Source organism: uncultured Nostoc sp. (assembly GCF_964245575.1).
Taxonomy (GTDB): Bacteria; Cyanobacteriota; Cyanobacteriia; order Cyanobacteriales; family Nostocaceae; genus Nostoc.
The window spans coordinates 1-26,904 of sequence record NZ_CAXTNP010000087.1 but is presented as its reverse complement, the minus strand read 5'-3'; the positions used below and the strand labels follow the sequence as shown (position 1 = coordinate 26,904).

Below are 26,904 nucleotides of genomic sequence, written 5' to 3'. Positions count from 1 at the left end.
TGTTACTCTTTATTTGCCTTCTACGGGTTTATTCGGTCAGGTGCAAGATGTGAGAATATTCGTGCTGATTCTGAAAAATCTCGTGGCGGAAATGTCACAATTAATGTAGCTAAAATCTTTGGTTTTCAATCTCAAACAACATTATTCCCGCTAATTAGTAGTATTACTGCAAAAGGAGCAAGTCTTGACTTGGGCAAAAATATACAAATTAATATCTTTGATACAGATCCTAGTAAAGGATTAGTTTCTTTAACAACAGATGTGATGGATGTCGCCCGTTTAGTAGATGAGAATATCTGCACGAGAACCGCTAAAAGTAGCTTCACTTATTCCGGAAGTGGTGGTTTACCTTCTCCCAATAACACACTTAATAGTGATGCGGTATGGGAAGATTGGCGACTCACTGCTGTACCAAAGGGAAAAGAGGAAGAAAGAGATAAGGGACACTCCGAGTCCCCTCTGGAAATAAGCAAGCAAGAGGGAGAGAATAATTCCTCACGCCCTACTCAAATTGTGGAAGCACAAGGGTGGATAATTAATAAAAATGGGGAAGTGACACTCACCGCTTATCCTTCCACAGTAGCACCACACAAAATAAGAAGCTCATCATTGGGATGTCAGGCGCCAATAGCCAATTAATGGGCACGCGGTATAAGGCAATGATGATTGTTTAGCAAGGGATTGGAATGGCAAGACCTAATTTTTTGGACACAGCTAGAAGAAAGGATGTATTTCGCAAGTGGCGAATTATCCTGTTAGCTTTGCTGGGGTTTACTTTCAGCTTTGGTGTTCATCTGCTATCGGCTGCTTCCATTGTCCCAGTTCTTGAGAAAGTCCCGATTGGATGGAGTCAGCCAATTAGCAGTGCTTCTATGTCCCATACCGAAGTCCCCGAAAGCATAGAACAACTGATGCAAAAGGGCAAGACTTTATACCAATCAGGACAATTTGCCTCTGCGACGCAAAGTTTTCAACAGGCTGCACGGGTTTATCAGTCTCAAAATGACGCGCTCAACCAAGCTTTGGCCTTAAATTATCTTTCCTTGACTGAGCAAAAACTGGGACATTGGAACCAAGCAAGTGTTGCAATTACAACTAGTCTCGATTTATTAAACCAATCAAAATTAAATACTAGTAGTGCAAAAAACATTCTTGCTGTAATTCTCAACACTCAAGGCAATTTACAATTAGCATTAGGAGAAGCTGAAAATGCTTTGCAATCATGGCAAAAGGCAGCCAAAATCTATACTGAAATTGGTGATCCTGCTGGTAATATTGGTATTTTAATAAATCAAGCTACAGCTTTCCAATCTTTGGGGCTTTACCATCGCACGATGAAAATATTTGAGCAGGTAGAAAAAAATCTCCTTTCCATGCCAAACTCGCTTTTAAAAGCTGCTGGATTGCGAAGTTTTGGAAATTCGCTGCTAGCTAATGGAGATATTAGTGGAGATATAGAAGCTCCTGAGAAAATACTGGAGCAAAGTTTGGCAGTAGCGCAACAGTTGCGATCGCCACAAGAAGAAAGTGCAACTTTACTCAGTTTAGGCAATCTCGCATTCGCAAGGGGCAAGAAAAATCTCATCAAAGAAAGCACTACTGAAGATAATTTTCTCCTGTCGCGGTGTGGACAAACAGCGATCGCCCAAACAGAGAATACCAAATACTTCAAAAAAGCATCTGATTACTATGATCAAATCGCTAATAAATCAAGTTCCCCCATTACTACTGTACAAGCACAACTCAATCGCTTGAGTGTATTGCAGTTTCTTGGGCAACAACCGACGAGTGAATATCTTGGATCAATTAATTCTGCATTCTCCAATTTAACCCCCAGTCGAGCCGCAGTATACGCCAGAATAAATTTTGTCCAGAGTTTAATTTGTCTTGAAAAGGCACAGAAGCAGACAACAAGAGAAATTTTCAATTCCCCAACCCAAAATCAGGATTTCCAAGCAGCAGCCAGGGAACAAGCTAAAATTAAAAATCCCGAAGAAATTGTCGAGCTATTAAACACTGCTGTGCAACAAGCCAAAGACATCAAAGACCAACGAGCCGAGTCTTATAGTCTAGGTTATCTGGGTCAATTTTACGAGATGAAAAAACAATTATCAAAGGCACAGCGATATACTGAGTCAGCTTTAAATCTTGCTCAGATGATAAATGCACCGGATATTGCTTATCAGTGGGAATGGCAACTCGGACGCCTGCTTTTGGTACAGGGAGATTCAGAAAGAGCAGTAGCAGCTTACACCACAGCAGTGGAAACTCTTCATACTTTACGCGGTGATTTGGTAGCTCTTAATTCCGACATTCAATTTGACTTTCGAGATGAAGTAGAACCAGTATATCGTCAATTGGTAGGATTACTTTTACAATCGGACCAAACCTCGACTGACAAAGCAATAACGAAACAAGTCAGTCAGAAAAATTTAAAGCAAGCTCGCGATGTGATTGAAGCTTTACAATTGGCTGAATTAGACAACTTTTTCCAAGATAGTTGTATTACCATCCAGCCAACGCAGATTGACGAACTAGTGGACAATGCTAATCCAGTGACAGCAGTTTTTTACTCAATTATTTTAGCAGACCGCATCGAAATAATTGTCAAATTACCGCATTCTCAAGAATTACGGCATTACACGACTTACAAACCCAAAGTTGAAGTAGAAAACACTTTAGAAGCACTGCGACAAAAACTAGAACAACGCTATACATTTCGCGATCGCGAAGACCTTTCCCAAGAAATATATAACTGGATTATGAAACCTGCCATTGCAGACTTGGAGCAAAGCAATGTCAAAAATCTAGTCTTTGTGATGGATGGTTCGTTGCAGAATATCCCAATGGCTGCGCTTTACGACGGCAAACAATATTTGATAGAAAAATATAGTATCGCCCTCTCGCCTGGTTTGCAACTGCTAGCACCCAAACAAAAACGGAGACCATTGGAAGCATTAATCGCCGGATTAACAGAATCTCGCCTCGGCTTTAGTTCTCTATCAAATGTCGCCACTGAATTGCAGCAAATAGAGTCTATTATTCCTTCTAAACAACTCATCAATAAAGCTTTTACTAGTATCAACATTGAACAGCAAGTCAGTACAGTTTCTTTTCCCGTGGTTCACTTAGCAACTCACGGCAAATTTAGTTCTAAACTCGAAGATACATATATTCTTGCTTGGAATGACAAGATTAAAATTAAACAGTTGCGTGAAATACTAGAGACTAGAGAACAAGCGGTAGGGCGCTCCAATCGCGTACCTCCTCCAATTGAATTACTTGTCCTCAGTGCTTGTGAAACAGCGACTGGAGATAAGCGTGCTGCTTTGGGACTTGCTGGTGTCGCTGTGCGTTCCGGCGCACGCAGTACCTTGGCTTCACTGTGGCAAGTAGACGATAAATCTACCTCTGTTCTGATGAGTGAATTCTATCGACAGTTAACACAAGATCCCAATTTAAGTAAAGCAGAAGCCCTACGTCGTGCTCAAGAGTTTGTTTTGAAGGATAAAGAACATCCATTTTATTGGGCACCCTATGTTTTAGTGGGGAATTGGCTTTAGGTAAATGTCACTGAAATACAGCATCTTGCAGGTTCATGAAGTACAATAACAACCCACATTCTGCAGGTGTCTCAGGTCAGGAGATAATATTTTTGGCAAGGGGCACCGAGAAATTGAAGAATCCATCGTCGTTCATCAGTAAGATTGGTAATCTGTTTAAGTAGGTGGGGGGAGCAATGCGATTTTGTGAGGTGTTTAAAATTCGGGTGCTAAATCACTTATTTAGGGGTGCGATCGCAGCTAAATAACTGTTTTTATTGAGAATCTAGCTCCAGAAATGAGAATTAAAGTCCGATCTAACAGCCCAACCTAGATTACAAGTTGATGTGCGGCGATTCGCTCATTTCTACTATTCAAGGTGAGCAGTTAATTCCTGACCTCACCAAAGATAAGCAGCAGCTTGAGTTGAATAACTACCTGTACAGGCAGCTATTCAACCTTTAATAGACTTGCAACACCAGTACTTTGAGGCTCACGCTGAAGAACGCAAGGCACTCAGGGACAGGATTATAGAAGCTGAGAAGAACGTGTTTCGAGTTGCGATCGCTGACCGTCGTTTCTTTGGGTTCGGGAAGCAGAGGGAATTAGAAAGCAAAATTAAGCTGATGAAGGGAAAAGTCAGCAAGGCTCAGGAAAAGGAACGTCAACACATTGCTGATAAGTTGGCTGAGTTGACTAAGTTTGCTACTGATGTGGAAAGGGGGATGCGATCGCTTAATTTCTTCCAGTGGGCATCTGCTGATTACTCATTGGGCGCGACCCCATTATTAGACCAGCAGAGAGTGATCGCATCGACCTAATCTGTTACTTCCGCCGTGACATCCAGAAGGAGCTAGAGGAGGACTTTAAAGCAGGTTATAAACAGCAGATTGACCGGATGATTGAATATCTCCAATAAGACCATATCCTGGTCAGACTGTATGGGGCAACTAACGGTGAATTTTTACACGCCAAAGCTTATATCCCTCTTCTGTCACTTTCCGGGTATTCTGAATAAAAGAATCAAAAGAAAAAACTCTCTTCAGGTAAGCAGGGCAATGGATGTAGAATTACAAATCCTAAAGCATTTGGCGAGAGACGCTCACCCAACAGTTGCGATCGTAGATGAATATTGTGCAGAGGATAAAGACTTATTTAAAGAAGTAAGGAATTATGAGTGTTTCAAATATTTACACATGGGGATAATATCAACGATAAAACGAAAATCGTTACCAGAGATAGCAAAGGTAGTGAGCATAAATTCAGCAAAGTCATTACACCATTCTTTAGCAAATTCAGATTGGTCAGTAAATAAATTAAAACAACGAATATTAAAGAAGTTAAAGAAACAATTAGATGGTCGGGTAATTACATTAGTAATAGATGAAACAAGAGATAGAAAAAAAGGTAAAAAGACTGATTATGTATCTAGACAGTATTTAGGAAGTGTAGGAAAAGTAGATAATAGAATAGTTTCAGTTAATGCTTATGGAGTTTCTGCTAATATAAGTTTTCCCTTAATCGTCAAAGTATTTCAAACCAAATGAACATTAAAGGAGTCAAATAAATATAAAACTAAAATAGAGCTAGCATCAGAGATAATTACAGAATTAATGGAAGCAGGGTTCAATATTAAATTAGTATTGGCTGATAGTTTATATGGTGAAAGTAGCCAATTTATTAGAAAAATTGCTGAAGATAACTTAGGTTATGTGGTGTCAATTTCGTTGTCATCATGGAGTCTGGCTACCAGCAGGACAAAGCGTTAGGGCAAACAAGTGGTGTAAATTTGAGAGAACATTTAGCAATCAAAAATCACAGACAAGATATATTAGGGAAATAATTTATGGTAAAAAAAGAGTCATAACTTACTGGTAAATAACTACTAGACTTATCCGCAAATGCGAAATGCTTACTATACAATGGTTTAAGCGACTATAATTGGAGTGCGATCGTAAGCACTTAATGGACGTAACAATAAGGCTTTGAGGGAAGAATTTGGGCTAAATCATCAGTTAGGGCGGGAAAAATACAAAAATCAAATCCGATTTTTTTCAGATAAACTCAAGTATTAAAAGATAATAAACATGAGCAATTAAGTCTTAATCTGACAAGTCCACAAACTGCCATTATTACTTGACTATAGCGATGGCAAAATCAAGGAAATTTCTCACTCGCTACTCTAAATATTTTCACTCGGCATATCATGTGTTCAACACTAATTCTCCGTGACGATAATTGTTTATTATCTAATTTTTGTAGTTGTGAAATCTCAGAATTTTTTGGTTTTTTATATGGGGTGGTAATTGCATTTTCTCCGATATCAGCTTTGTCACCAATAAATTTTTGCTTGTTATCGAATTTATACCGGGTTTCTCGAAATAAACCTATGTCGCTTGTTTTACCTAATTTTCCAACACATACATCAACAATATCTTTGCCATTGGGTAGCACAATAAACTGATTTTTTAAAGTATGCATCTTTTTCTTTCCCGAATAGTATTGTTTCTGTTTTTCATAGTCTATAGGTCTTGCTATGGCTTGTTCTGCACTATCCACAATTAATTCGTATTCACCAAGTATTCGACGCAACTCAAGATATTTTTCACTATTTCCTTCTACTTCTTCTATTTGAGATGCTGGTAAGATATCTCTGAAAATTTCTACCTAATAATTAAAGGCATCATTCGCTTTCGTTTTAGAAACGTCAAAGAGTAAGCCTAGTATTTCAAAAATCGGTTTTTGCCGAAGATAAACTAGGCATAAGCAAACCCCTTATTTTGAAGATATCTCCGCTTTCCGTCCACCACCAGGAGCAATAATACGAGTTTTATTCCTTTCAATTTCTGCACGTTTTTCTAAATGACGTTTTTCCGCCAAATTTACTAATGCTAAAAATTGCTCATAATCAATACCAATTAGTCGCTTTGCTTCTTGCGGATGTGATTCGATTCTTGCCAAAGGGCTTGTCATTATTCAATATATGTATTCTTTAATTATTCTTTCATTATCCCACAAAGATTTATATTAAGGATAGGTCTTTTGCTAATCGGGTTAGGAGTGATCGCAGCAGCTTGCTGATAAAACTCTATTGCCCCTTTCAAATTTTGCTGTACTTGTGCAGTGTTGCCTAAACTGAACAAAGCAGCGCTCACATCCTGGCGAGAATCCAATTCTTGGGCAATTTCTAAACTTTGCTGTAATACTTGACGGGATTGTTTCAAACTAACCTTTTGACCCTAAACTACGACGCAGTATGAAAGTTTGCCTAAAGGAGTTGTCAACTGAGGAATCAGATAGGTTTTGGGCGATTTACTGGTATAAAGTTTGGCAGAGTCAATCTAGTGCTGTGGCACTGGTGCATATTTCTGCTTACTTACAAGAGGTGTGCTATTGGACTGCAAGAAAATTCGCCCTGAAATTTTCCACACAATCATCTCTAGCAGACTGTTTTCAGATGGCGATCGCTCATATTCCCAAAATCCTCAAAACTTTCAATCCTCAATACAGTTCACATTTAAAAGCTTATGCAGAATTAGTTTTTGAATCGATTATCAAGGATATACTGCGCTTACGTCGGGAAACAGAGATTTGCTCAGACTGGGCATTATTGCATAAACTCAGCCGCAAACGATTAGTGCAGTCATTACAAAATGCAGGATTTAACGCTCAAATTATTGAGAGTTATGTTTTAGCCTGGGAATGCTTTAAGGAACTCTACACGGGTGACAACACAAAAATTCGCCAGCTTACCAAACCAGATGCTCTAACTTGGGAGGCTATTACTAATGTTTATAATGCAGAACGTTTAAGCCGATTGAGTTCACCCACTCTTGCAGTCAACCAACAAACCATAGAAAGCTGGCTATTATCTTCTGGTAAAGCTGCCCGTACTTTCCTCTATCCTAAGGTTATTTCCGCAGACGCTCCCCTGAAAGAAGATGAGGGTAATTTATTAGATATATTGCTTGTAGATTTGCAAACATCTTTACTCACAGAAATTATTGAGCAGGAAGATGCTGCGAATATGCGATCGCAGCAAGCTCAGTTAAACCAAGTTTTGTCCCAAGTGATCGCTACAATGGATCAAAAGTCACAACAACTACTACAAGTTTACTACGGTCAGCAACTTACTCAAACAGAAATTGCTGCACAGTTAGAAATTAAGCAATATACTGTTTCCGGTCGCCTTAGCAGCATTAAAAAGTCATTGCTGTTAACTTTAACCCAGTGGAGTCAAAATACCTTGCATATTTCCCTTAAATCCAACGTAATAGATACTATAAGCACAAGCTTAGAGGAATGGCTCAAAGCTCAATATAGCCATACCCAGATCCAATCAGGAGACAAGAAATAATTTAACTCTTTAATATGGTCTTTATATGGAGCCATTCTCAAATTATTTATGTTGAACGCACCTCCCCCATTCACCATTGATTCACAGCAGTTATACCTAGAAATTCCTCAATCTTTAGAGGAGCAAGAACAACTATACTCAACAGCTGGTGCTTGTCAACGTGAGTGGATAAATCAAAAATGCTTACAAGCATTTTTGCCTTGGTTCAAAGAGGAAATTGCCCCCACCGCCAGGGTTTTTCCTAACAGTGCGGCATTGCCAAGTTTTTGGGAAGTAGTCAATGGCACAGCTGTTACTTTTGATAGCGATCGCCTTGTATTAATTCCCACCTTCGCTATGGATGACGATGAGTTGTGTGTACCGCAGGAATGGGTAGATATTCCAGAGTGGGTTGCTGACTATTACGTAACAGTACAGGTCAATTGCGATGATGGCTGGCTGAAGATTTTTGGCTACACAACCCATCAAATTCTGAAAACAAAAGGGGTTTATGATGCTGGAGATCGGACTTACAGCTTGGAAAGTAAAGATTTAATTTCAGATATCAATGTGCTGTGGGTTACACGCCAACTTAATCATCCAGAAGCCTTACGCGCCGAGATTGCACCTTTAAATCCTATTGCCAAAACCCAGGCAGAAAACCTTTTAGAAAGGTTAGGCGATCCCAATGTGAAATTCCCGCGTTTGGCAGTTCCATTTTCACTCTGGGGTGCGCTCCTAGCACATAGCGGTTGGCGAAAAAAATTGTATGAACTGCGTCAGGGTTTACTCATACAGTGGTCAATTCCGCAATGGTTGCAGACAGGAGTAGCCAATTTTACTCAACAGTGGGGATGGGAAAAAAGAGAATTCGTCGTGGTGGCTGCCAGAATGCGGAGTGCAGAAGCAGTTATAGGCTTATCTCGGCAAATAATAGTTGCAGAGCATACATACGAGTTACGTGTTTTCCCAAAAAGCGCTTCTGAGGACTATGTTTGGCGCTTTGAATTGCGAAGTGCAACTCCTGGTGGTCAAATTCCTGCTGGGTTTAAGCTGCGACTACTAACGGAAGACTTACAAGCTTTTGAGAACAATGAAGATGCGGCAACAACTCCTGTAGATATGTTGTATTTGGAAGTAATTTTGGAACTAGGAGAAGGATTGGTTTGGGAAATAGAACCCGCACCGAAAGATTATGACCGAGAGATATTGCGGTTTTAAGAGAGAACCATTGGACAAATTTGCAAAATTTTTTTCACGCAGGTGTATAAAAACCAAAAGTAGTCGTAGAAAGTAGGGGCACGGCATACCGTGCTGTACCTCACGTAAACGAGAACCGCTATAACTAACTGGTAACTGCCGTTCCTGTTACATTTTCGCCTCCTCCACCTCCTCCAGACAGGGGTGCAACAGGCGATCGTGGAGGAGCTGTCGTGGTTGTGGTATTAGTAATCAGTCTGTAATTGCACTTGTACCTTTATATAAACAGATACTAAAGCAAGGACAAATAAAAGCAGTTTCTGTTACTAAAGTTTGGGGGTTGACAACTGAGGAATATCCAACTTTTTGGTTTTATGTGCCCTATAAAAAATCTACAATTCATTCCATTGAATTTGTTCTCAAAGATGAGTCAAGTAAACTAAGTCAATCTCTTTTCCGAACAATAGTAACAATACCAGAAATACCAGGAATTATTAGCATTCCCTTAAGCGCAACTACTCCCTCATTGCAAGTAGACAAGATGTATCACTGGTTTTTTAAGATAAAAATCATTTGCAACCCACAACAACCTCCAGAACGGGAGTATGTGGAAGGATGGGTGCAACGGGTTAATCTAAATCCTAAATTAGTAGATAACTCGAAGCAAGCAACTCCTCAGCAACAGGTAAAGCTCTATGCTGAGAATGGTATTTGGTACGATGCCTTAACTACTCTGGCTGAATTACGTCTTACCAAACCTCAAGATCCAACTCTAGCGGTGGAGTGGATGAATTTGCTTAAATCGGTAGATTTAGAGAATTTAGCTAAACAACCCCTTTTGAAAGAGGTAGGAGGCAGGAGGCAGGAAGAACAAATCAGGAAACAATTCAACCCTCACTAATTTAAAGCCACTAAACTCTTTTTCCAGGACTGGCGCTCGTCTTTTGCTAGCCCCACCAACTACCTCACGCTGATGAACAAACCACCCCAGAAGCGCAAAAAACCCACCTCTAGTGCATCCAGTGACAGCAGACTACTCGATGACCTTGCCCAAGGAGATATCTGGCAAGAAGAAAACCCAGCTACAGCAACAATCACTGTTACTGCTGTTGAAGTTCCAGAGTTGACCGAAGAAGAACAAAGCGATCGCCTGCACCTAGAGCAGAAAGTAGAACGGGCATTTGTTGAAGCAGGCAAAGCTTTGATAGAATTACGCGATCGCAGATTATATCGCTCTACACATAAAACCTTTGATGAGTACTGTTTGGATAGATTTGGCTACAATCATTCCCGTTCTTATCAGCTAATCGATGCAGCAATTGTTTTGGAAAATCTGCAAAAATGTCCACAAATTGTGGACATTTTCCCAACAGCAGAGGGGCAAGTTCGACCCATGACAAAGCTTAAACCCCAGGAACAGCAAGAAGTATGGCTAATGGCAGTGGAGGAGGCTGGCGCTAAAGTTCCCACAGGTAGAATCGTCAAAGACGTAATGCAGCGTATTATCAAAAAGACGAAAATACCAAACACCTACCAAATTGGTGAAGTCTGCCAAATCCTTGCCAAGGACAACCCGGAATTGAGGGGCAAGGGTGGGTGTTGGTGCATTATTATCAACCATCTGGGCGAATTCAGTTGTAATGTTGTGGCATGGGATGGAGAATACACCGTGAGAATCGACCACCTCAAGCCACTGAACTACCTGGATTCGGAATGTCAGCAGATGCAATTAATCAGCGATCGCATCAGCAGGTTAGGGGAAAACGAGAGCTTGGAAGAAGCTGTGCGTGCTGTATTGAAGCATCTGGGGGAATTGAAGCGTCCCTATTTGACTGCTGTGGAGGAGAAACTGTTGAGTTTGATTGAGCTTGAATATGGTATTGATGAAAGTTAAGGCTTTGGGGTGAGCCAGCTACAAAGGCACGATCGCCCCTGCATTCTAAACGACAAGCGATCACTTTCAAATGTGCTAATCAACAGATTTTATCATTCCATCACAAACGAACTCCACATATCACCATGGCCAAAACCGATTGGCAGGACTAGACTTAGACCGCTATGTATATAAGTTGGCAGCACGCACTGCATGAATAAGCAAAAGACGGATATGGCGATCGCACTTTAACAGATGAAGCGCTACAAACTTCTCGTTATTCCAGCAGTCTAAAAATATAGCAACTTTATACTACTTTAAATCTATCAATTTAGTGTATTATTTTAGTAGCTACGATCACTTCCTTAAGAATTTTGCTTTCACTTAATCGCAAAACTCCCAAAGAAACGGACGAGTGTGAACACCACCATCTGAATCAAACTCTGGAAAATCGCCATAAGCTACTTAGCTACCCTAATTATTAGTTAAGCTAATTTTTAGGATAACATAGTATAATTTCGCTAATGAAAATTTGGAATAGACAACTAGGCGATCGCATAAGTAATATCATTTACCAATATTTACCCGCCTTTCGCTGGCGTAATTTTCGCCTGTTTTTTGGGGGACAGTTACTATCAATGTCTGGGACATTTATGACCCAGCAGTTAACTATTCCTTGGCTGGTATACGATTTGACTAAATCGGCTTGGTTGTTGGGAGTTGCAGGCTTTGTGCAATTTTTACCTACGTTATTAGTGATTCCGTTTTCGGGCGTATTGTCAGATCGCTGGAGTCGTCGTGATTTGTTAATGCTAGTGCAGATATTGGGAATTAGCGTTTCCCTGGCTTTAACGATTCTTACCTTTAGGAATTCGATGACGTTTCCCATCTTATTGGTATTGAGTGTTCTCAATGGTTTTCTCAAAGGATTAGATATGCCTGTGCGTCATACAATCGTCACCGAAACCGTAGATGATCGCGCTGATTGGAGTAATGCGATCGCCTTGAATTCAGTGATGTTAAGTTCCTCCCTGGTATTGGGGCCAGCTATGGGCGGGATTTTGATTGCGACGCTAGGGGTGAAATATTGTTTTCTCTACGATACTCTCAGCTATATTCCTGCCATCTTTACCCTGCTAGCAATGCGGCTGAAAGTCCGACCCACGCAGATCCTTACGAGCCTTAACGATACTTTGCAGAAATTGCGGGAGGGCTTTGAATATGTCTCCAAATTTCAGCCGATTAGAGCAATTTTATTAATACTGGCGTTACAAGGTTTAGTCGGGATGTCTCATGTCGCGCTCATGCCCGTCTTCGCGGCTAAGATTTTAAATGGGGATGCAACTACGATGGCTCACCTCAGCACCTCAGCGCCGATTGGCTCGTTGTTTGCTTGTTTGTATCTGAGTGTTAGACGAGGGATTGCGGGCTTAGAGCGTTTGATTGTAGTCGCTCAAGTCTTGATCGGGATAAGTTTGATCTCCTTCTCACTATCGCGTCAAGTTGGATTATCTATAATCATACTGGTGTTTACAGGCTGCTTTTCCATCCTCCTGATTACCAGTAGTAATATGATTATCCAAACCCTAGTTGCCGAGGATAAGCGCGGACGGGTGATGAGTTTTTATGCCCTAGCAATGGTGGGTATGATGCCCTTTGGGAATCTGTTGGCTGGAACTTTGGCACATAATTTTGGTGCGACTAATGCCTTGATTGTCTGTGGCAGTCTAAATATTTTAGGTGCGCTATGGTTCTCTGCACAATTGCCAGCAGTAAGCCGTTGGATTGATCGCTAAACAAGTTTGCTCTGACCCTGGTTTACTTGTGTCTTTAAAGTATGCTCTAAAAGTGACCCCTGCTAATCCTGGCTGCCTACCATTTTTGTTGGAGACGACAGATAATCATACAAACTTTGTATCAGGTTAAGTGTTTTACCCGTAGGCATACTTTTTCGGATCTTGCATTTGCGGCTTATCTATGTGAATATTCTATAAGTAAAATACGGTAAATTGCTCGATTTATCGTAATATTACGTTGCTTGTATTTTAATACGCCTATGTTTACTAAATATTTATTAAATCGACTGATGAAGATTGTCAGCAGCTTTCTTCAGAATTATGAAATATCCAGAATTGGGATATTTGCCTTATTCTTTACCTGTGGGTTAAGTTTGACTCTTGTGATATCTGCGTGTTCTGCCAACAATACAGGTAACTCTGTAGCAACACGGACAGTAAATCAAGGTGTGGTAGTTCGTATCGGCTATCAAAAAGCGGCGACTATTCTTAATGCTCTCAAAAACCGAGGCAATTTAGAGCAAACTTTAGCTGCGGGTGGTGCTTCGGTGACATGGGCAGAATTTCCCGCAGGCCCACCCATGCTAGAAGCGATGAATGTAGGTAGTATTGACTTTGGCTATACAGGTGAATCACCACCAATATTTGCCCAAGCCTCCGGTACTCCTTTGCTTTATGTTGCTTATGATCCTTGGAGTCCTAAAGCTGAAGCAATTATTGTACGGAAAGATTCACCAATTAAAACGGTTGCTGACCTTAAAGGGAAAAGAATAGCCTTTGCTAAAGGCTCGAACACTAACTATCTTGTTGTCAAAGCTGTAGAAGCTGCCGGATTAAAGTATAGTGACATTCAACCAGCACATCTAACACCAGCAGATGCCCGTGCAGCATTTACTGGTGGTAACGTTGATGCTTGGGCAATTTGGGATCCTTACCTAACAGCAGTTGAACACGACACAAAGGTTAGGACATTAACAGACGCGACAAATTTAGCACCGAATCGGGGTTACTATCTTGCGCGTCAAGAGTTTGTTAATTCTCATCCAGATTTATTGAAAACCCTGTTAGATGAAGTAAGCATTGTAGACAAATGGGCAACAAATAATCCAGAAGAAGTTGCCAAGTTTTTAGAACCAGAGTTAGGTATTCCCGCAGCAGCATTAGAAATTGCTGAAAAACGCCGGAAGTATGGCGTTTTTCCGATTACAGATGAAGTAATCGCTCAACAACAAAACATTGCCGATACTTTTCACAAAATCAAGCTAGTTCCCAAGCAAATCCAAGTCAAAGATATCGTTTGGAACGGTAATAAATCCTAAAAGTTCCTCTCCACTCCCTACTCCCCACTCCCAAAAGCTTATGGACATCAATACTCAACAGATAAAAACTGATGTACTTGTCATCGGTGGCGGTACAGCCGGGACAATGGCTGGAATTAAAGCCAAACAAGCGAATTCCGATGCAGAGGTGCTGATTTTAGAAAAGGCTAACATCCGACGGAGTGGTGCGATCGCAATGGGTATGGATGGCGTGAATACCGCAGTCATTCCCGGCCATTCCACACCAGAACAATACGTCCGCGAAATTACCCTAGCTAACGATGGCATTGTCAACCAAAAAGCCGTATATCAAACAGGCAAATTAGGTTATGAAGTTATCCAAGAATTAGAAAGTTGGGGTGTGAAATTTCAAAAAGATGCCCAGGGCAACTATGACTTAAAACAAGTGCATCGTGTAGGTAAATATGTCTTACCCATGCCAGAAGGAAAAGACCTCAAAACAATTCTCACCCGCCAAGTCAAACGCCACAAAGTCAAAGTGACAAATCGCGTCATGGCAACCCGCGTCTTAGTCAAAGCAGGACGTGCTATTGGTGCGGTGGGATTTGATGTCAGAAACGGAGATTATATTATCATTCAAGCTAAAGCCGTTATCTTATGTACAGGTGCTTGTGGCAGATTAGGATTACCTGCTTCCGGCTATCTCTACGGCACTTATGAAAATCCTACTAATGCCGGAGATGGCTATTCAATGGCTTATCATGCAGGTGCAGAACTTAGTAATATTGAATGCTTTCAAGTTAATCCTTTAATCAAAGATTATAACGGCCCCGCCTGTGCTTATGTCGCCGGGCCTTTTGGCGCTCATACTGCTAACGCCGAAGGGAATCGCTTCATTAGCTGTGACTATTGGAGTGGTCAAATGATGTTGGAAATCTGGAAAGAATTAAATTCTGGGAAAGGGCCAGTCCAATTGAAAATGACCCATCTTGATGAAGATACAATCGCTGAGATTGAATCCATACTTTGGGCGAATGAACGACCGAGTAGAGAACGTTTTCATCAAGGTAGAAATGAAGATTACCGCACTCACGGCGTAGAGATGCACATTTCAGAAATAGGCTTATGTAGTGGTCATAGTGCTTCTGGTGTGTGGGTGAATGAAAACGCTCAAACAACCATCCCAGGTTTATATGCAGCCGGAGATATGGCCAGCGTTCCCCATAATTATATGATTGGGGCATTTGTTTTCGGTCGGATAGCCGGAACTCATGCTATTGAATATATCCAATATTTAGATTTTATCGAGCCAGATCCAGATTTTTTAGAAGCTGAAAAATACAGAATTTATGCACCTTTAACTCGTCCTAATGGTGTACCTCATACCCAAGTCGAATATAAATTAAGACGCTTAGTTAATGATTATCTGCAACCACCAAAAACAGGTAACAAAATTGATATTGGCTTGAAACATTTTGTTCAATATCAACAAACATTAGATGTAATGGGCGCTCGTGACCCCCATGAATTAATGCGTTGTATAGAAGTACATTTTATTCGAGACTGTGCAGAAATGGCAGCCAGAGCATCATTATATCGTCAAGAAACTCGTTGGGGACTTTATCATTACCGTTTAGATTACCCCGAAAAGAATGATGATGAATGGTTTTGTCATGTCAACTTAAAGAAAGATGAATCAGGACAAATGATATTGTTTAAGCGTCCTGTAGATCCTTACATTGTGGAGGTAGATACAGCCAAAGAATTATACAATGTAGCTGTCAGGTAATATATTTAATCTCATGATAAATCTCAGTGTTAATCTTAACAAAGTTGCTCTACTCAGAAATTCTCGAAATTTTGGTATACCAAGCGTAATCAAGGCAGCTTCTACTTGCATTCAAGCAGGCGCACATGGAATTACAGTTCACCCACGTCCAGATGAACAACATATCAAATCTAAAGATGTTTATGAATTGGCAGAAATGCTAACTGTTGAGTTCAATATAGAAGGTAATCCATCATCTCAATTTTTAAACATAATACGAGATGTAAAGCCAACGCAATGTACTTTAGTTCCTGATGCACCTGACGCTTTTACCTCAGACCACGGATAGGATTTGGCTACAAATGGCTTTTGGCTCAAACCAATTATCCAAGAGTTAAAACAACTTGGAATCCGAGTCAGCCTAGTCAAAATGGATTTTTGCTATTACAACAGAAAAAATCAAAATTTACCACAAGAAGCAAAACCAAAGTTTATGATAAGTGAACTCTTAAATTTGCTAGATTTTTTTAAATAACAGATTTTTTCTTTATTAATCTAAAGTTAAATTTTAAATAGTTTGTTTTAAATTATTTTGAGGAATTTTATAATATGTCTATATATAATTCAATTGGTCAACAATACTCAAAAACTCGCGTTCCTGATATCCGTATTGTCAATAAAATAATTGATTTACTCAATTTACCCAAAGGTAGCATTATTGCTGATATCGGCGCTGGTACTGGTGGTTACAGTTTAGCCTTAGCTAATAAAGGATTTATTGTTAATGCTGTTGAACCTTCTGTAGTTATGCAAAAACAAGCAGTAAAACATCAGAAAATTAAGTGGTTTACTGGCTATGCAGAAAATTTACCTCTATTAGATAACTCTGTTGATGCTGTTGTAAGTATCCTGGCAATTCATCACTTTTCTTATCTCGAAAAAGCTTTTCAGGAAATGCACAGAATAATTAGAGATGGGGCAATAATTTTGTTAACTTTTGATATTAGATTAGCTCAGAAGATATGGCTTTATGATTATTTTCCGTTTTTGTGGGAAGATGCGTTACGATTTTTAGCACTTAACGAACAGGTTAATTTAATTCAGAGTAATACTAAAAGGCGTGTTGAAGCCATACCCCTTTTGTTACCATACGATTTATCTGATTTATTCGCAGCAGCAGGCTGGAGACGACCAGAGTTATATCTTCAACCAGAAGTACGTGCAGGAATATCATCTTTTGCTTTAGCTAATCAAGATTTAGCAGAGCAAGGAGTAAAGTTACTTGCAGCAGATTTAAGTAGTGGAAAATGGAGGAAAAAATATGGTGATATTCACAATTTGACAGAGATTGATATAGGCTATCGTTTTATCCGTGCAACGCTGGATAACTAAATAATTGTAATTTAAAATTAAATTATGATAAACAAAGTTAGTGTAAGTGAGAAAATTAAAATTAGACAAGCTGAGATTAAAGATGTAGATAGAATTGCTAGTCTTTGCGAACAACTTGAATATTCTGTGACAAATCAACAAATAGAGCAGCGCCTTACTAAAATTAAAAATAACGATGCTCATATTGTGTATGTTGCCACTTTAGAAGATGAATATGTAATAGCTTGGGCGCACGCTCATATTTGTGACTCAATAGTTATTCCAACTCCAGCGATTATTTTGGGATTAGTTGTAGATAAAGATTATCGTCATAGTGGAATTGGACGTTTTTTGATGCAGCAAATTGAACAGTGGGCTTTTCTGGCTGGATGTGATAGTGTTTTATTACGTTCTAATATTAAACGCAAAGAAGCTCACTTGTTTTATGAAAAAATTGATTATACCAATATCAAGCAATCATTAACTTTTTATAAAGAATTGCTTTAGTGAAAAACATGCAGTTAATTAATATATTTGCCACTCACCTTCTGCTTACTGATCGTCTGCGATTTAAATATTTGAATGAACTACATCGTATGCATCTAAACAACCTACAATCGTGAGATAATTCATGCAAGCTTACACCATTTATTTTACCGATTAGCAGTTTCAGTACAAAATCATGGAGTTATTTTATTATGGCTTTAATCAATCAAAGAATAGATGTTCCTGTGATCGTTGATGAATCAAAATGTTTAGAAAAATGCACAGCTTGTATTGAAGTTTGTCCCTTAGATGTATTGGCGAAAAATCCAGAAACAGGCAAAGCATACATGAAATATGATGAGTGTTGGTTTTGTCTACCTTGTGAAAAAGAATGTCCAACCAATGCAATTACAGTACAAATTCCCTTTTTGTTACGTTAACTATTTGTGGTAAAAATTAATGAATGATGACCTCAAACATTGGCTAGAAATGTTGCGATCGCCTGACGTAAATGATCGTATAGTAGCTGTCAAAACCTTGCAACATTTAGGCGATGACGAAACAATCGATGGTTTAATTATAGCTTTAAAAGACGAACATATTACTGTTCAAAAAATAGCAATATCTGCCCTTTGGGAAATTGCTAATCCTGTTGCCATCCTTGCCTTAGTTGAATGCCTCGGTTCAGCAGATACAGATATTCGCACTGAAGCCGCATCAGCATTAAACGAGTTAGTTACACAAGATGAATTGTTACTTTTACTAGATAAACTCCAAAGTAATGATGTAAATATTCAATTAAATATTTTAGTGCTTTTGCGGAAGATACATGACATTCAATCTTTACCCGAAATTTTACCATTTTTAGAATCAAAAAATCCTGAGTTAAGAGAAGCAGCTATTACGACACTGCGATATATAAATAAACTAGAAAAATGTCCACAAGCTTTAAATTTAATCTTTGATCAAGAAGCAAGTGTACGTCGTGCTACTGCTTTAACTTTAGAACATTTACAAGATGCAGAAGTGATTACAATACTTTGTCAAGCACTTACAAATGATAGTGACTGGCAAGTTCGCCGTAATGCAGCTAAATCTCTGGCTATTCATGCAAATAATCAAGCAATTTCAGCATTAGAAATAGCTTTAAATGATGAACATTGGCAAGTGCGGAAATCAGCAGCACAAGCTTTACAAAAAATTTCAGATATTCAAGTTATGCCGAGATTAATTCAAGCATTAACAGATGAATATGCAGATGTCCGCAAAGAAGCTGTGATCGCACTTGGAAATTTAGCTCATCCCGACGTTATTAACCCCCTACAACAAGCCTTAGATGACCCTGACAAAGAAGTGTCTATCCAAGCGCAACGGGCAATTCAGAAGATTCAAACAGATAAAAAAGTCGTATTGGGTTAAGTGAATTGACAATAATGATGCAATCAAAGGATAATTTCCATCAGCAACAAGTAGTCCAACTCCTCAAACAGGTTATCGAACCTATCTTAAAAAATGACATCGTTAGTTTGGGAATGATACGAAACTTACGCATAGTTGATGACTATATTTACTTACGTTTATATATTGGTTCTCATCAGCACCAATTACAGCCAGAAATTCAATCTAAATTATCATCTCTATCTTGGTGTAAAAAAACTTATATTCAAATTTGTACAATTTCTGGTGTTAAAACAACTATTGCAGTTTCTAGTGGTAAAGGTGGTGTAGGCAAATCTACAACAGCCGTTAATATAGCCGCAGCTTTAAAATTACAAGGTGCAAAAGTAGGATTATTAGATGCTGATGTTTATGGCCCCAATGTTCCCCAGATGTTGGGTTTAGGGAAAGCTGATATTCAAGTGATTAATACTCCCACAGGTGATAAGTTTTTACCTCTAGAAGTTCAGGGAATAAAAATAATGTCAGTGGGTTTACTTGCAGAAGCAAATCGTCCTTTGGCATGGCGGGGGCCTGTATTGCATAAAATTATCACGCAATTTTTGCAAGATGTGGAATGGGGTGAATTAGATTATTTATTGATAGATTTACCTCCCGGTACAGGTGATGCTCAAATTACAATTATCCAAGAAAGCCCAATTTGTGGAGTCATTTTAGTGACAACTCCTCAACAAGTGGCTGTTGCAGATGTACGACGTAATATATATATGTTTCGCCAAGTGGGTGTTCCTGTCCTTGGCATTATTGAAAATATGAGTTATTTAATTTGCCGTGATTGTGGTTCACGCACACCAATTTTTGGTAGTGGTGGCGGCGAACAACTAGCTGCAGAATTACAAGCACCTCTCTTGGGACAAATTCCCATTGATTCCCGCATTTGTAGCGGTAGTGATACTGGAAATCCGATTGCAATGAGCGAATACGCTTCACTAGCAAAGGAGGTTTTTACACAAATAGCTACTTCATTAAATACTACTTTTACGTTACACGATAAAACTACGCAGCTTGACCAAGCTTAGTAGCTTCAGGAACTTCAATCAATTGCCCTGTTTTGACATCGTAGATATAGCCATAGATAGGAATTTCATTTGGAACTAATGGATGCAAACGAATCCGTTGTACATCTGTATAAACGCTTTTGGCTTGGTCATCAATAGTCAACCAATTGATAAACTTGCCTTCGCTTGATCCCGACCCATATCCAATATCTGACCAACCTATTTCATTTAGCTTGGCTGTTTTGAGGCTACTAGAAAGTAAATTGCTGATGATTTCATTAGTGAAGGTTTCCATCCCGCAATTAGTGTGATGAATTACAAACCATTCACGCGTACCAAGTAATTTGTAAGAAATTACTAAAGAGCGAATCGCATCATCGCTAGCACGTCCCCCTGCATTGCGAATTACATGGGCATCTCCTTCAACTAGTCCAGCAAATTTAGCTGGGTCAAGTCGAGCATCCATGCACGTGAGAATTGCAAACCGACGAGATGGGGGTATAGTGAGACTACCTTTATCACCGAATTTATCAGTGTAACTAAGATTAGCTGCCAGAACTTCTTCTACAATTTGGCTCATTTCTAGTTTATGTGGGCGATCACTTGATTAGCAAACCAAAAGCTAAATTCCTACCTAGTTACCCTAGTCGCGATAGAATCAATCATTTAAACTACAGTAAGTCGATAGGTATATGCTATTTATATAGAGTAATTTGTCACAAATCAAGACAAAAAGCAAGTTACTTGCGAGAGCTAGGATTAATTCGTAAATCCTGGATGTCCCTAAATACCAGGGGTACTACCACCATCAACCAGAATTTCTGCACCACTGATTCGATAACTTGGACAATACGTTTTACTTTTTGGGGTGCGATCGCATTACCATCAACGTAAAGAATATGTTTCCCCACATTACCTGTATTCAGCTTTTAATTAATTTGCTGATTTTGGTGATTGAGTTATGAGATAAACTACGGTATATTGATAGAGTTACCGTAATCAGTCTAAGTAGGAACCTACCATACATCATTCTCTACAAGCAAGCTATTTAATGACTCAAAAAGTAGAATTATCTCAATTTGTCCTAGCTTTTGTGGCTCAGGGCGGCCGCATTATGTCAATAAGGAAAGTATATTATCAATAGGGTAAAAAAGTAATGTCATTAACTATTAGTTATTGCGAAATTTATCGGCGTTGGTGTAGCCCGCCGCAGGCAATGAATGCAAAAAATAAATTGACAAAAAATATGAATAAAAGGGTGATTGTTTATCTAAAATATAAAATTCAAAATAATATAATTTTTAAGCAAAGTTGAATCTTATTGATGAACTACAGGCATTCAATTATAAGTAGCAAAATTGAGAATATTAGAAATAGAAAAAAACATTACTTTCTCACACTAATATTCATTCAGGGAATAGCGATCGCACTCTTATTCATCAATACAACCGCATTTGCAGCCACAGTCAATCCCTGTCCCCAAGGTATGGCGATGATTTCAGGAGGAACGTTCAAAATGGGGTCTGATAATTCCAGTTTTGTGGAGGAGCGATCGCCTGGAGATGTAACGGTGACTAACTTCTGTATTGATAAATATGAGGTAACAAATGCACAATTTGGTGAATTTGTCAAAGCCACAGGATATGTGACAGTTGCAGAGCGTCCCTTATCTCAAGAACAGTTTCCCGATTTACCCGATGAGCAACGATTACCGGGTTCCCTAGTATTTGAGATGGCAAAACCAGGTGTCAAGCAAGTTTCCTTTCTAAGTTGGTGGCATTGGACTACTGGTGCGAATTGGCAACATCCCTTTGGCCCAGACAGTGCGTTGGCGCAGCCCGCACTTCGACACCTTTCGGCTTCTCTACGAGACGCTGCGCGAACGCTCAAGGCAAGAAGCTCAGTGACCACCGCAGGCATCGCTAACAAATCCAACTACCCAGTTGTCCACATAGCTTATGAAGATGCCCTAGCCTACGCCAAATGGTCAGGAAAATCCCTACCCAGCGAAGCTCAATGGGAATACGCCGCCCGTGGTGGCTTGGATGGTGCAACCTATGCTTGGGGCAATGAATATTCTGAACATAGAGCCAACACTTGGCAAGGAATTTTTCCCTTTTTCAACACCAAAGCCGATGGTCACTTGGGCATTGCTCCCGTCGGTTCTTTTGCACCCAATGGTTATGGACTCTATGACATGACCGGCAATGTTTGGGAATGGACTACTGATTTTTTTCAAGTCGGACACGATCGCAAATCCCATCAAATTAATTCTATTGCCTTAAATCAAAGCTTTGATCCCAAAAAGCCCGATGAATCAGAGTTACACGTAATTAAGGGGGGATCATATCTCTGCGCTCCCAATTACTGTAGCCGCTTCCGTCCGGCGGCGCGGGAGTCAGAATCACCCGATACAGGAACTACTCATATCGGGTTTCGGCTAGTTAAAAATTTGGCTTCCAGCACACTACCTTTGATGAGGAATAATAATGGCACAACTGACTGATCCTTACAAGAGAGATTCTTTGTATGTATCTCTCAAGTTAACTTCTGGTGCGATCGCCTTTTTGACAGCCCTGACGCTAATATTTTCTAGTCTCTTACCTCTACCTGCTTGGGCGGACTACGGCGACAAATTGCCATTACCCCAACCATCTTTTCAAGGCAAAATTGGCATTACTTACCAAGAATCCCAACCAGACTTCCCCAAACCCATTAAGGCTCCAGAAAATGCACCAAACGTTTTGCTGGTGTTGCTTGATGATGTCGGTTTTGGACAAACCAGCACCTTTGGCGGTCTGATCGATACGCCTAATTTAGACCGTCTAGCAGAAAGGGGATTGCGTTATAACCAATTCCACACTACAGCACTCTGCTCTCCTACCAGAGCCGCATTGCTCACGGGACGCAACCATCATTCTGTAAGTACAGGTGTGGTTACGGAGTTAGCCACAGGCTATCCAGGTTATACTGCGATTTTACCTAGAAGTGCGGCAACGATCGCCGAAGTATTGCGAGACTATGGATATAACACGGCGGCCTTTGGCAAATGGCACAATACCCCAGACTATGAAACCAGTGCGGCCGGCCCATTTGATCGCTGGCCGACAGGTTTAGGTTTTGAGTACTTCTATGGATTTATGGGCGGTGATACCAATCAATGGAGTCCAGCTTTGGTGGAAAATACCCAACATATTCAGAAACCAAGCGATCGCCCTGATTATCACCTCACCCCTGATCTAGCAGACCATGCGATTAAGTGGATTCGTACCCAGCAAGCGATCGCTCCTGATAAACCCTTCTTTACCTACTTTGCCACTGGCGCTACCCATGCCCCACACCATGCGCCCAAGGAATGGATTGACAAGTACAAGGGTAAATTCGATCGAGGTTGGGATAAATTACGCGAAGACATCTTTGCTCGTCAGCTAGCCCTTGGTGTAATTCCCACCGATACTAAGCTGACTCCTCGCCCGGCGGAACTCCCAGCTTGGGATTCCCTCACTCCCACCGAGCAGAAAGTTTATGCGCGTCAGGCGGAAGTATTTGCAGGTTTCCTCAGCCATACCGATGCACAAATTGGTAGAGTCATTGACACGATTGATCAACTTGGTGAATTGGATAACACCTTAGTCTTTTTCATCGCCGGGGATAATGGTGCGAGTGCTGAAGGCGGCTTAACAGGTAGTGTTAATGAATTAAAAGTCTTTAATGGCGTAGCAGAAAGTTCTCAAGAAGTTCTCGCGGCTTTAGATGATTTAGGTGGGCCAAAAACCTTCAATCATTTTCATGCAGCTTGGGCTTGGGCTGTGGATAGCCCCTTCCAATGGACAAAACAAATTGCTTCTCACTTCGGCGGAACTCGCAATGGTTTAGTTGTGGCTTGGGGCGATGCCTCCGGCGGGCTTCGCCAACGCATCAAAAATCGTGGTGGACTGCGGAGCCAATTCCATCATGTAATTGATATTTATCCTACCATTCTGGAAGCTGTGGGGATTGAAGAACCAGAGGTAGTCAACGGTGTAAAACAACAACCCATCGAAGGTACTAGCCTTGTCTATAGCTTTGATAATCCTGCTGTACCATCCCATCACAAAACCCAGTATTTTGAGATGTTTGGCAATCGTGGCATTTACGATCAAGGTTGGGTAGCAGCCGCCCGTCATGGACGCTTACCTTGGGAGCGTGTCTCCAAAACTACCTTCGATGAAGATAATTGGGAACTATACGATATTACCAAAGACTTCAGTGAAGCCAACGATTTAGCAAAGCAGAACCCTGACAAGTTAGCGCAGCTACAAAATCTATTTCTGAAGGAAGCAAAGAAGTACAAAGTTCTGCCCTTGGACGATCGCTTAGTTCAACGGTTTGATGTCAAAACCCGTTCTAACCTAATTACAGGACGCAATAACTTTACTTATTACACATCTGTTGCAGGGATTCCCGAAGGCAGCGCTCCCAATATTAAGAGTCGCTCCTTTAGCATCACTGCCAACGTAGATGTTGCCAAAGATCGTACTGAAGGCGTTTTAGTCACCCAAGGCGGACGTTTTGCGGGTTGGAGTTTCTTCTTGAAAAAAGGTAAACCCACCTTTGCTTACAACTTCTTAAATAGCGATCGCACAATCATTCAATCTTCCCAACCAATTGCGATCGGTAAATCCCAAATCAAATTTGACTTTACTTATGATGGTGGCGCTCCGGGAGCAGGTGGTACTGGTAAGCTCTTGATTAATGATCAACAGGTTGCGGAAGGCCGCATTGATAAAACCGTAGGCTACCGATTTGGTTTAGATGAAACCTTTGATGTTGGTCAAGATACTGGCACACCTGCGGTAGATACTTACCAAACACCCTTTGCATTCACCGGCAACTTACAGCAAGTCACCCTGGAATTGAAGTAATAGGGATTGGGCATTGGACATTGGGCATTGGCATTGGTTATTCTCGTCTGCCCCCCTGCTCCTCTGCCCCTTTGCCACTCTGCGTGAGAAAAAAATCATGAACGAAATCTTGTCATTAATCGACAAACTCGCACTTTTTACATTTATCGTGTTCACCATGCTGGGTGCAGGGTTAAGTCTAACTGTTCAACAGATTTGGGAACCACTCCGCAACCTCCGCTTAGTCATATCATCGCTGCTAACAAATTTTGTGCTAGTGCCGCTTTTTGTATATTTGTTACTACAAGTAGTACATTTAAGTGAACCACTCAGAGATGGCTTACTGATCATGGCAGTAGCATCAGGGCCTCCAGCACTACCTAAACTTGCCCACATAGTCAAAGGCAATATAGCTTTCTCGGTGGGATTAATGATGTTGCTAATGCTGGGCACAATTTTTTATATGCCGATTGTATTGCCCTTAGTGGTGGAAGGTGTGCAAATTAACTCCTGGGACATTGCCAAACCCTTATTGTTAATGATGGTCAGCCCATTGATCATTGGGTTATTCATCAAAGCAAAATTGAGTGCGATCGCCCCCATTATCCAACCGATTTTGTTCAAATTATCTAATGCTGGATTGCTTTTAGGTCTGGTAGTCAGGCTGATAGTTCACACTAACGATATCATTGCCTTATTACAAACAGGTGCAATTTTAGTTTGTGCCGTTTTCATAGTCTTCTCCTTTACCGTGGGTTATCTTTTGGGCGGCCCTGGTATTGATACCCAACGAGTGCTAGGAGTAGGAACAGCTCAACGTAATTTTGCCGCAGCATTATTAGTAGCTACAAGTAATTTTGAAGATCCCAGCGTGGTGAGTATCATCATGGTGACGAGTATTTTAATGATGATCGTAGTTTTGATCGCCGGGTCAAAGTTCATAGAAATAGATCAAGGAACGGGTGTAGAGATAGAGCAGGTAGAGGGTTGAAATTCTCATGACTGCAAAAATATCGCTTTCGCTCATTTAAAAAACAAGCTCCTGGCTTGTTTAGTATCCTGCTTTATTATTGACTACATTTCATAAAGGCTGATCGGCTTGGTAACGCTTTAGATTATCAATAAATAAGGCGGCAATCCGTTCTTTGAATAGTAGGTAAATTGTGGAAGTATACGGTGTAAATATCACTGATAAAACTTAAAAATGTTTTACAGCAGTCCCAACAAATTATCCCTCTTATGTCACTCTCCGAAATAAACAAGTAGTAAATAACTGAAATTATCCAGAAGAAAAAAAAGGTTTAAATTGGTTTATTGTACAAATTATGTGATTAAATCCAAGCAATAATAGATCGGAATTTAGGAAAACATCTAGCCAAGGATAAATCAACCGAAATAGTAAGAGAGATTCAACAATTAAACGAATATTATTTAAAGTATTCTTCCATCCAGAATCATGATTACATTGTTTATAATTAGAAAAATTTACATAATCAATAAAAATAGTATCTTGTACCTCTGTTTCAATTTGAGGAGCTTGATTTAAGGATAATAAAGGTGGAGAACTTAAACTAATCATTGTGTAGACAAAAAAAATAATCTCCCACCATCTCTCAATATGTTGGAAATTTGTAAATCTGTAATCTGTCCAGCCCAGTTCCTGTTTACACTGCCGAAAACCATATTCTACCCATGTTCTTAATCCATATAGGTCGCCTAAGGTTTTTTTAAGGTTCCCTGAAAGATTAGTCAGTTTCATCTTGGCACATATATCTAAGTCGATGGCCTAATCCAAATTCATCTTGTAAAAATTTCAGCGCTAGAGGGAGTTTTTTTTAAAGTGAGATAGACTCTCTGGATCAGGGAAAACGCATCTTATTTACTAATAAAAACTAAGAGAGGTTTCAAAATGA

General features: G+C 40.1%; 23 protein-coding genes and 4 pseudogenes. 20 read left to right on the top strand and 7 right to left on the bottom strand.

All coding sequences use genetic code 11. The features are described 5' to 3' along the window. The 4 genes and pseudogenes from ACFFAP_RS15895 to ACFFAP_RS15880 all read left to right on the top strand — a co-directional run. Positions 1 to 639: pseudogene (locus ACFFAP_RS15895) on the top strand (hypothetical protein); the annotation flags it as partial. A 47-nt stretch (positions 640 to 686) separates the two neighbouring features. After that, positions 687 to 3,563, top strand: a complete 2,877-nt coding sequence (locus ACFFAP_RS15890) for a CHAT domain-containing protein (protein ID WP_375512106.1) — start codon at positions 687 to 689, stop codon at positions 3,561 to 3,563. Between the two features lie 449 nt (positions 3,564 to 4,012). Next, positions 4,013 to 4,363 carry a hypothetical protein gene (locus tag ACFFAP_RS15885; RefSeq protein ID WP_375512105.1) on the top strand — a complete coding sequence of 117 codons (351 nt, stop codon included), beginning with the start codon at positions 4,013 to 4,015 and terminating at the stop codon, positions 4,361 to 4,363. Positions 4,364 to 4,600: 237 nt separating this feature from the next. Beyond that, positions 4,601 to 5,417: pseudogene (locus ACFFAP_RS15880) on the top strand (IS701 family transposase); the annotation flags it as partial. A gap of 282 nt (positions 5,418 to 5,699) precedes the next feature. Here the strand turns inward: ACFFAP_RS15880 and ACFFAP_RS15875 are convergent. From ACFFAP_RS15875 to ACFFAP_RS15860, 4 genes and pseudogenes are all read right to left on the bottom strand, one after another. Continuing rightward, positions 5,700 to 6,101: a transposase family protein gene (locus tag ACFFAP_RS15875; protein ID WP_375512104.1), complete on the bottom strand. Its 402-nt coding sequence runs from the start codon at positions 6,099 to 6,101 to the stop codon at positions 5,700 to 5,702. Positions 6,102 to 6,209: 108 nt separating this feature from the next. Beyond that, a pseudogene (locus tag ACFFAP_RS15870) lies at positions 6,210 to 6,302 on the bottom strand (transposase family protein); the annotation flags it as partial. A 15-nt stretch (positions 6,303 to 6,317) separates the two neighbouring features. Next, the gene (locus tag ACFFAP_RS15865) at positions 6,318 to 6,515 is read right to left on the bottom strand and encodes a hypothetical protein (protein WP_375512103.1); all 198 of its coding nucleotides are present in this window, start codon (positions 6,513 to 6,515) and stop codon (positions 6,318 to 6,320) included. A 23-nt stretch (positions 6,516 to 6,538) separates the two neighbouring features. After that, positions 6,539 to 6,766 carry a tetratricopeptide repeat protein gene (locus ACFFAP_RS15860; RefSeq protein WP_375512102.1) on the bottom strand — a complete coding sequence of 76 codons (228 nt, stop codon included), beginning with the start codon at positions 6,764 to 6,766 and terminating at the stop codon, positions 6,539 to 6,541. Positions 6,767 to 6,798: 32 nt separating this feature from the next. On the opposite strand from ACFFAP_RS15860, the gene ACFFAP_RS15855 reads away from it, so the two are divergent. The 13 genes from ACFFAP_RS15855 (at position 6,799) to ACFFAP_RS15795 (ending at position 20,129) form a co-directional block, all read left to right on the top strand. Next, positions 6,799 to 7,899 (top strand): sigma-70 family RNA polymerase sigma factor, encoded by a 1,101-nt coding sequence (locus ACFFAP_RS15855; protein ID WP_375512101.1) that lies wholly within the window; start codon positions 6,799 to 6,801, stop codon positions 7,897 to 7,899. 48 nt (positions 7,900 to 7,947) lie between these two features. Further along, positions 7,948 to 9,099 (top strand): DUF1822 family protein, encoded by a 1,152-nt coding sequence (locus tag ACFFAP_RS15850; RefSeq protein ID WP_375512100.1) that lies wholly within the window; start codon positions 7,948 to 7,950, stop codon positions 9,097 to 9,099. 151 nt (positions 9,100 to 9,250) lie between these two features. Then, a complete protein-coding gene (locus ACFFAP_RS15845) occupies positions 9,251 to 9,979 on the top strand; it encodes a DUF928 domain-containing protein (protein WP_375512107.1) in 729 nt (242 codons plus the stop codon). Between the two features lie 72 nt (positions 9,980 to 10,051). Next, positions 10,052 to 10,972, top strand: coding sequence for a hypothetical protein (locus ACFFAP_RS15840; protein WP_375512099.1), 921 nt, complete (start codon positions 10,052 to 10,054; stop codon positions 10,970 to 10,972). 503 nt (positions 10,973 to 11,475) lie between these two features. Further along, a complete protein-coding gene (locus tag ACFFAP_RS15835; protein ID WP_375512098.1) occupies positions 11,476 to 12,747 on the top strand; it encodes an MFS transporter in 1,272 nt (423 codons plus the stop codon). A gap of 260 nt (positions 12,748 to 13,007) precedes the next feature. After that, on the top strand, positions 13,008 to 14,066 hold the full coding sequence (locus ACFFAP_RS15830; protein WP_375512097.1) for a sulfonate ABC transporter substrate-binding protein: 1,059 nt from the start codon (positions 13,008 to 13,010) through the stop codon (positions 14,064 to 14,066). Between the two features lie 40 nt (positions 14,067 to 14,106). After that, positions 14,107 to 15,816, top strand: a complete 1,710-nt coding sequence (locus tag ACFFAP_RS15825; RefSeq protein ID WP_375512096.1) for a fumarate reductase/succinate dehydrogenase flavoprotein subunit — start codon at positions 14,107 to 14,109, stop codon at positions 15,814 to 15,816. Positions 15,817 to 15,829: 13 nt separating this feature from the next. Next, positions 15,830 to 16,144 carry a pyridoxine 5'-phosphate synthase gene (locus ACFFAP_RS15820; RefSeq protein ID WP_375512095.1) on the top strand — a complete coding sequence of 105 codons (315 nt, stop codon included), beginning with the start codon at positions 15,830 to 15,832 and terminating at the stop codon, positions 16,142 to 16,144. 260 nt (positions 16,145 to 16,404) lie between these two features. After that, a complete protein-coding gene (locus ACFFAP_RS15815) occupies positions 16,405 to 17,187 on the top strand; it encodes a class I SAM-dependent methyltransferase (protein WP_375512094.1) in 783 nt (260 codons plus the stop codon). Between the two features lie 24 nt (positions 17,188 to 17,211). Continuing rightward, on the top strand, positions 17,212 to 17,673 hold the full coding sequence (locus tag ACFFAP_RS15810) for a GNAT family N-acetyltransferase (protein ID WP_375512093.1): 462 nt from the start codon (positions 17,212 to 17,214) through the stop codon (positions 17,671 to 17,673). A 191-nt stretch (positions 17,674 to 17,864) separates the two neighbouring features. Beyond that, a complete protein-coding gene (locus ACFFAP_RS15805; RefSeq protein WP_012408944.1) occupies positions 17,865 to 18,092 on the top strand; it encodes a ferredoxin family protein in 228 nt (75 codons plus the stop codon). A gap of 19 nt (positions 18,093 to 18,111) precedes the next feature. Further along, positions 18,112 to 19,071: a HEAT repeat domain-containing protein gene (locus ACFFAP_RS15800; RefSeq protein WP_375512092.1), complete on the top strand. Its 960-nt coding sequence runs from the start codon at positions 18,112 to 18,114 to the stop codon at positions 19,069 to 19,071. A 14-nt stretch (positions 19,072 to 19,085) separates the two neighbouring features. After that, positions 19,086 to 20,129, top strand: coding sequence for an Mrp/NBP35 family ATP-binding protein (locus ACFFAP_RS15795; RefSeq protein WP_375512091.1), 1,044 nt, complete (start codon positions 19,086 to 19,088; stop codon positions 20,127 to 20,129). On the opposite strand, the gene ACFFAP_RS15790 is transcribed toward ACFFAP_RS15795, so the two are convergent. Both ACFFAP_RS15790 and ACFFAP_RS15785 read right to left on the bottom strand, forming a co-directional pair. Further along, entirely contained in the window at positions 20,107 to 20,688 is a 582-nt protein-coding gene (locus tag ACFFAP_RS15790; RefSeq protein ID WP_375512090.1) for a beta-class carbonic anhydrase, read from the bottom strand. The genes ACFFAP_RS15795 and ACFFAP_RS15790 overlap by 23 nt on opposite strands. 160 nt (positions 20,689 to 20,848) lie before the next feature. Next, positions 20,849 to 21,019, bottom strand: coding sequence for a hypothetical protein (locus ACFFAP_RS15785; protein ID WP_375512089.1), 171 nt, complete (start codon positions 21,017 to 21,019; stop codon positions 20,849 to 20,851). 605 nt (positions 21,020 to 21,624) lie between these two features. Here ACFFAP_RS15785 and ACFFAP_RS15780 point away from each other — a divergent pair. From ACFFAP_RS15780 to ACFFAP_RS15770, 3 genes are all read left to right on the top strand, one after another. Then, positions 21,625 to 22,614 carry a formylglycine-generating enzyme family protein gene (locus tag ACFFAP_RS15780; protein ID WP_375512088.1) on the top strand — a complete coding sequence of 330 codons (990 nt, stop codon included), beginning with the start codon at positions 21,625 to 21,627 and terminating at the stop codon, positions 22,612 to 22,614. Beyond that, positions 22,598 to 25,012 carry an arylsulfatase gene (locus ACFFAP_RS15775; protein WP_375512087.1) on the top strand — a complete coding sequence of 805 codons (2,415 nt, stop codon included), beginning with the start codon at positions 22,598 to 22,600 and terminating at the stop codon, positions 25,010 to 25,012. Before ACFFAP_RS15780 ends, ACFFAP_RS15775 begins: the two co-directional genes overlap by 17 nt. Positions 25,013 to 25,109: 97 nt before the next feature. Further along, on the top strand, positions 25,110 to 25,982 hold the full coding sequence (locus ACFFAP_RS15770) for a bile acid:sodium symporter family protein (RefSeq protein ID WP_375512086.1): 873 nt from the start codon (positions 25,110 to 25,112) through the stop codon (positions 25,980 to 25,982). 288 nt (positions 25,983 to 26,270) lie between these two features. Here the strand turns inward: ACFFAP_RS15770 and ACFFAP_RS15765 are convergent. After that, positions 26,271 to 26,744, bottom strand: a pseudogene (locus ACFFAP_RS15765) (IS701 family transposase); the annotation flags it as partial. Between the last annotated feature and the right edge of the window lie 160 nt (positions 26,745 to 26,904).

What these genes read in the sequence shown, in the direction of transcription:
- ACFFAP_RS15890 (WP_375512106.1), top strand. Translation starts at nt 687, where the DNA reads ATGGCAAGACCTAATTTTTTGGACACAGCTAGAAGAAAGGATGTATTT.
- ACFFAP_RS15865 (WP_375512103.1), bottom strand. Translation starts at nt 6,515, where the DNA reads ATGACAAGCCCTTTGGCAAGAATCGAATCACATCCGCAAGAAGCAAAG.
- ACFFAP_RS15855 (WP_375512101.1), top strand. Translation starts at nt 6,799, where the DNA reads ATGAAAGTTTGCCTAAAGGAGTTGTCAACTGAGGAATCAGATAGGTTT.
- ACFFAP_RS15850 (WP_375512100.1), top strand. Translation starts at nt 7,948, where the DNA reads ATGTTGAACGCACCTCCCCCATTCACCATTGATTCACAGCAGTTATAC.
- ACFFAP_RS15840 (WP_375512099.1), top strand. Translation starts at nt 10,052, where the DNA reads ATGAACAAACCACCCCAGAAGCGCAAAAAACCCACCTCTAGTGCATCC.
- ACFFAP_RS15835 (WP_375512098.1), top strand. Translation starts at nt 11,476, where the DNA reads ATGAAAATTTGGAATAGACAACTAGGCGATCGCATAAGTAATATCATT.
- ACFFAP_RS15830 (WP_375512097.1), top strand. Translation starts at nt 13,008, where the DNA reads ATGTTTACTAAATATTTATTAAATCGACTGATGAAGATTGTCAGCAGC.
- ACFFAP_RS15825 (WP_375512096.1), top strand. Translation starts at nt 14,107, where the DNA reads ATGGACATCAATACTCAACAGATAAAAACTGATGTACTTGTCATCGGT.
- ACFFAP_RS15820 (WP_375512095.1), top strand. Translation starts at nt 15,830, where the DNA reads ATGATAAATCTCAGTGTTAATCTTAACAAAGTTGCTCTACTCAGAAAT.
- ACFFAP_RS15815 (WP_375512094.1), top strand. Translation starts at nt 16,405, where the DNA reads ATGTCTATATATAATTCAATTGGTCAACAATACTCAAAAACTCGCGTT.
- ACFFAP_RS15810 (WP_375512093.1), top strand. Translation starts at nt 17,212, where the DNA reads ATGATAAACAAAGTTAGTGTAAGTGAGAAAATTAAAATTAGACAAGCT.
- ACFFAP_RS15805 (WP_012408944.1), top strand. Translation starts at nt 17,865, where the DNA reads ATGGCTTTAATCAATCAAAGAATAGATGTTCCTGTGATCGTTGATGAA.
- ACFFAP_RS15800 (WP_375512092.1), top strand. Translation starts at nt 18,112, where the DNA reads ATGAATGATGACCTCAAACATTGGCTAGAAATGTTGCGATCGCCTGAC.
- ACFFAP_RS15795 (WP_375512091.1), top strand. Translation starts at nt 19,086, where the DNA reads ATGATGCAATCAAAGGATAATTTCCATCAGCAACAAGTAGTCCAACTC.
- ACFFAP_RS15790 (WP_375512090.1), bottom strand. Translation starts at nt 20,688, where the DNA reads ATGAGCCAAATTGTAGAAGAAGTTCTGGCAGCTAATCTTAGTTACACT.
- ACFFAP_RS15780 (WP_375512088.1), top strand. Translation starts at nt 21,625, where the DNA reads ATGGGGTCTGATAATTCCAGTTTTGTGGAGGAGCGATCGCCTGGAGAT.
- ACFFAP_RS15775 (WP_375512087.1), top strand. Translation starts at nt 22,598, where the DNA reads ATGGCACAACTGACTGATCCTTACAAGAGAGATTCTTTGTATGTATCT.
- ACFFAP_RS15770 (WP_375512086.1), top strand. Translation starts at nt 25,110, where the DNA reads ATGAACGAAATCTTGTCATTAATCGACAAACTCGCACTTTTTACATTT.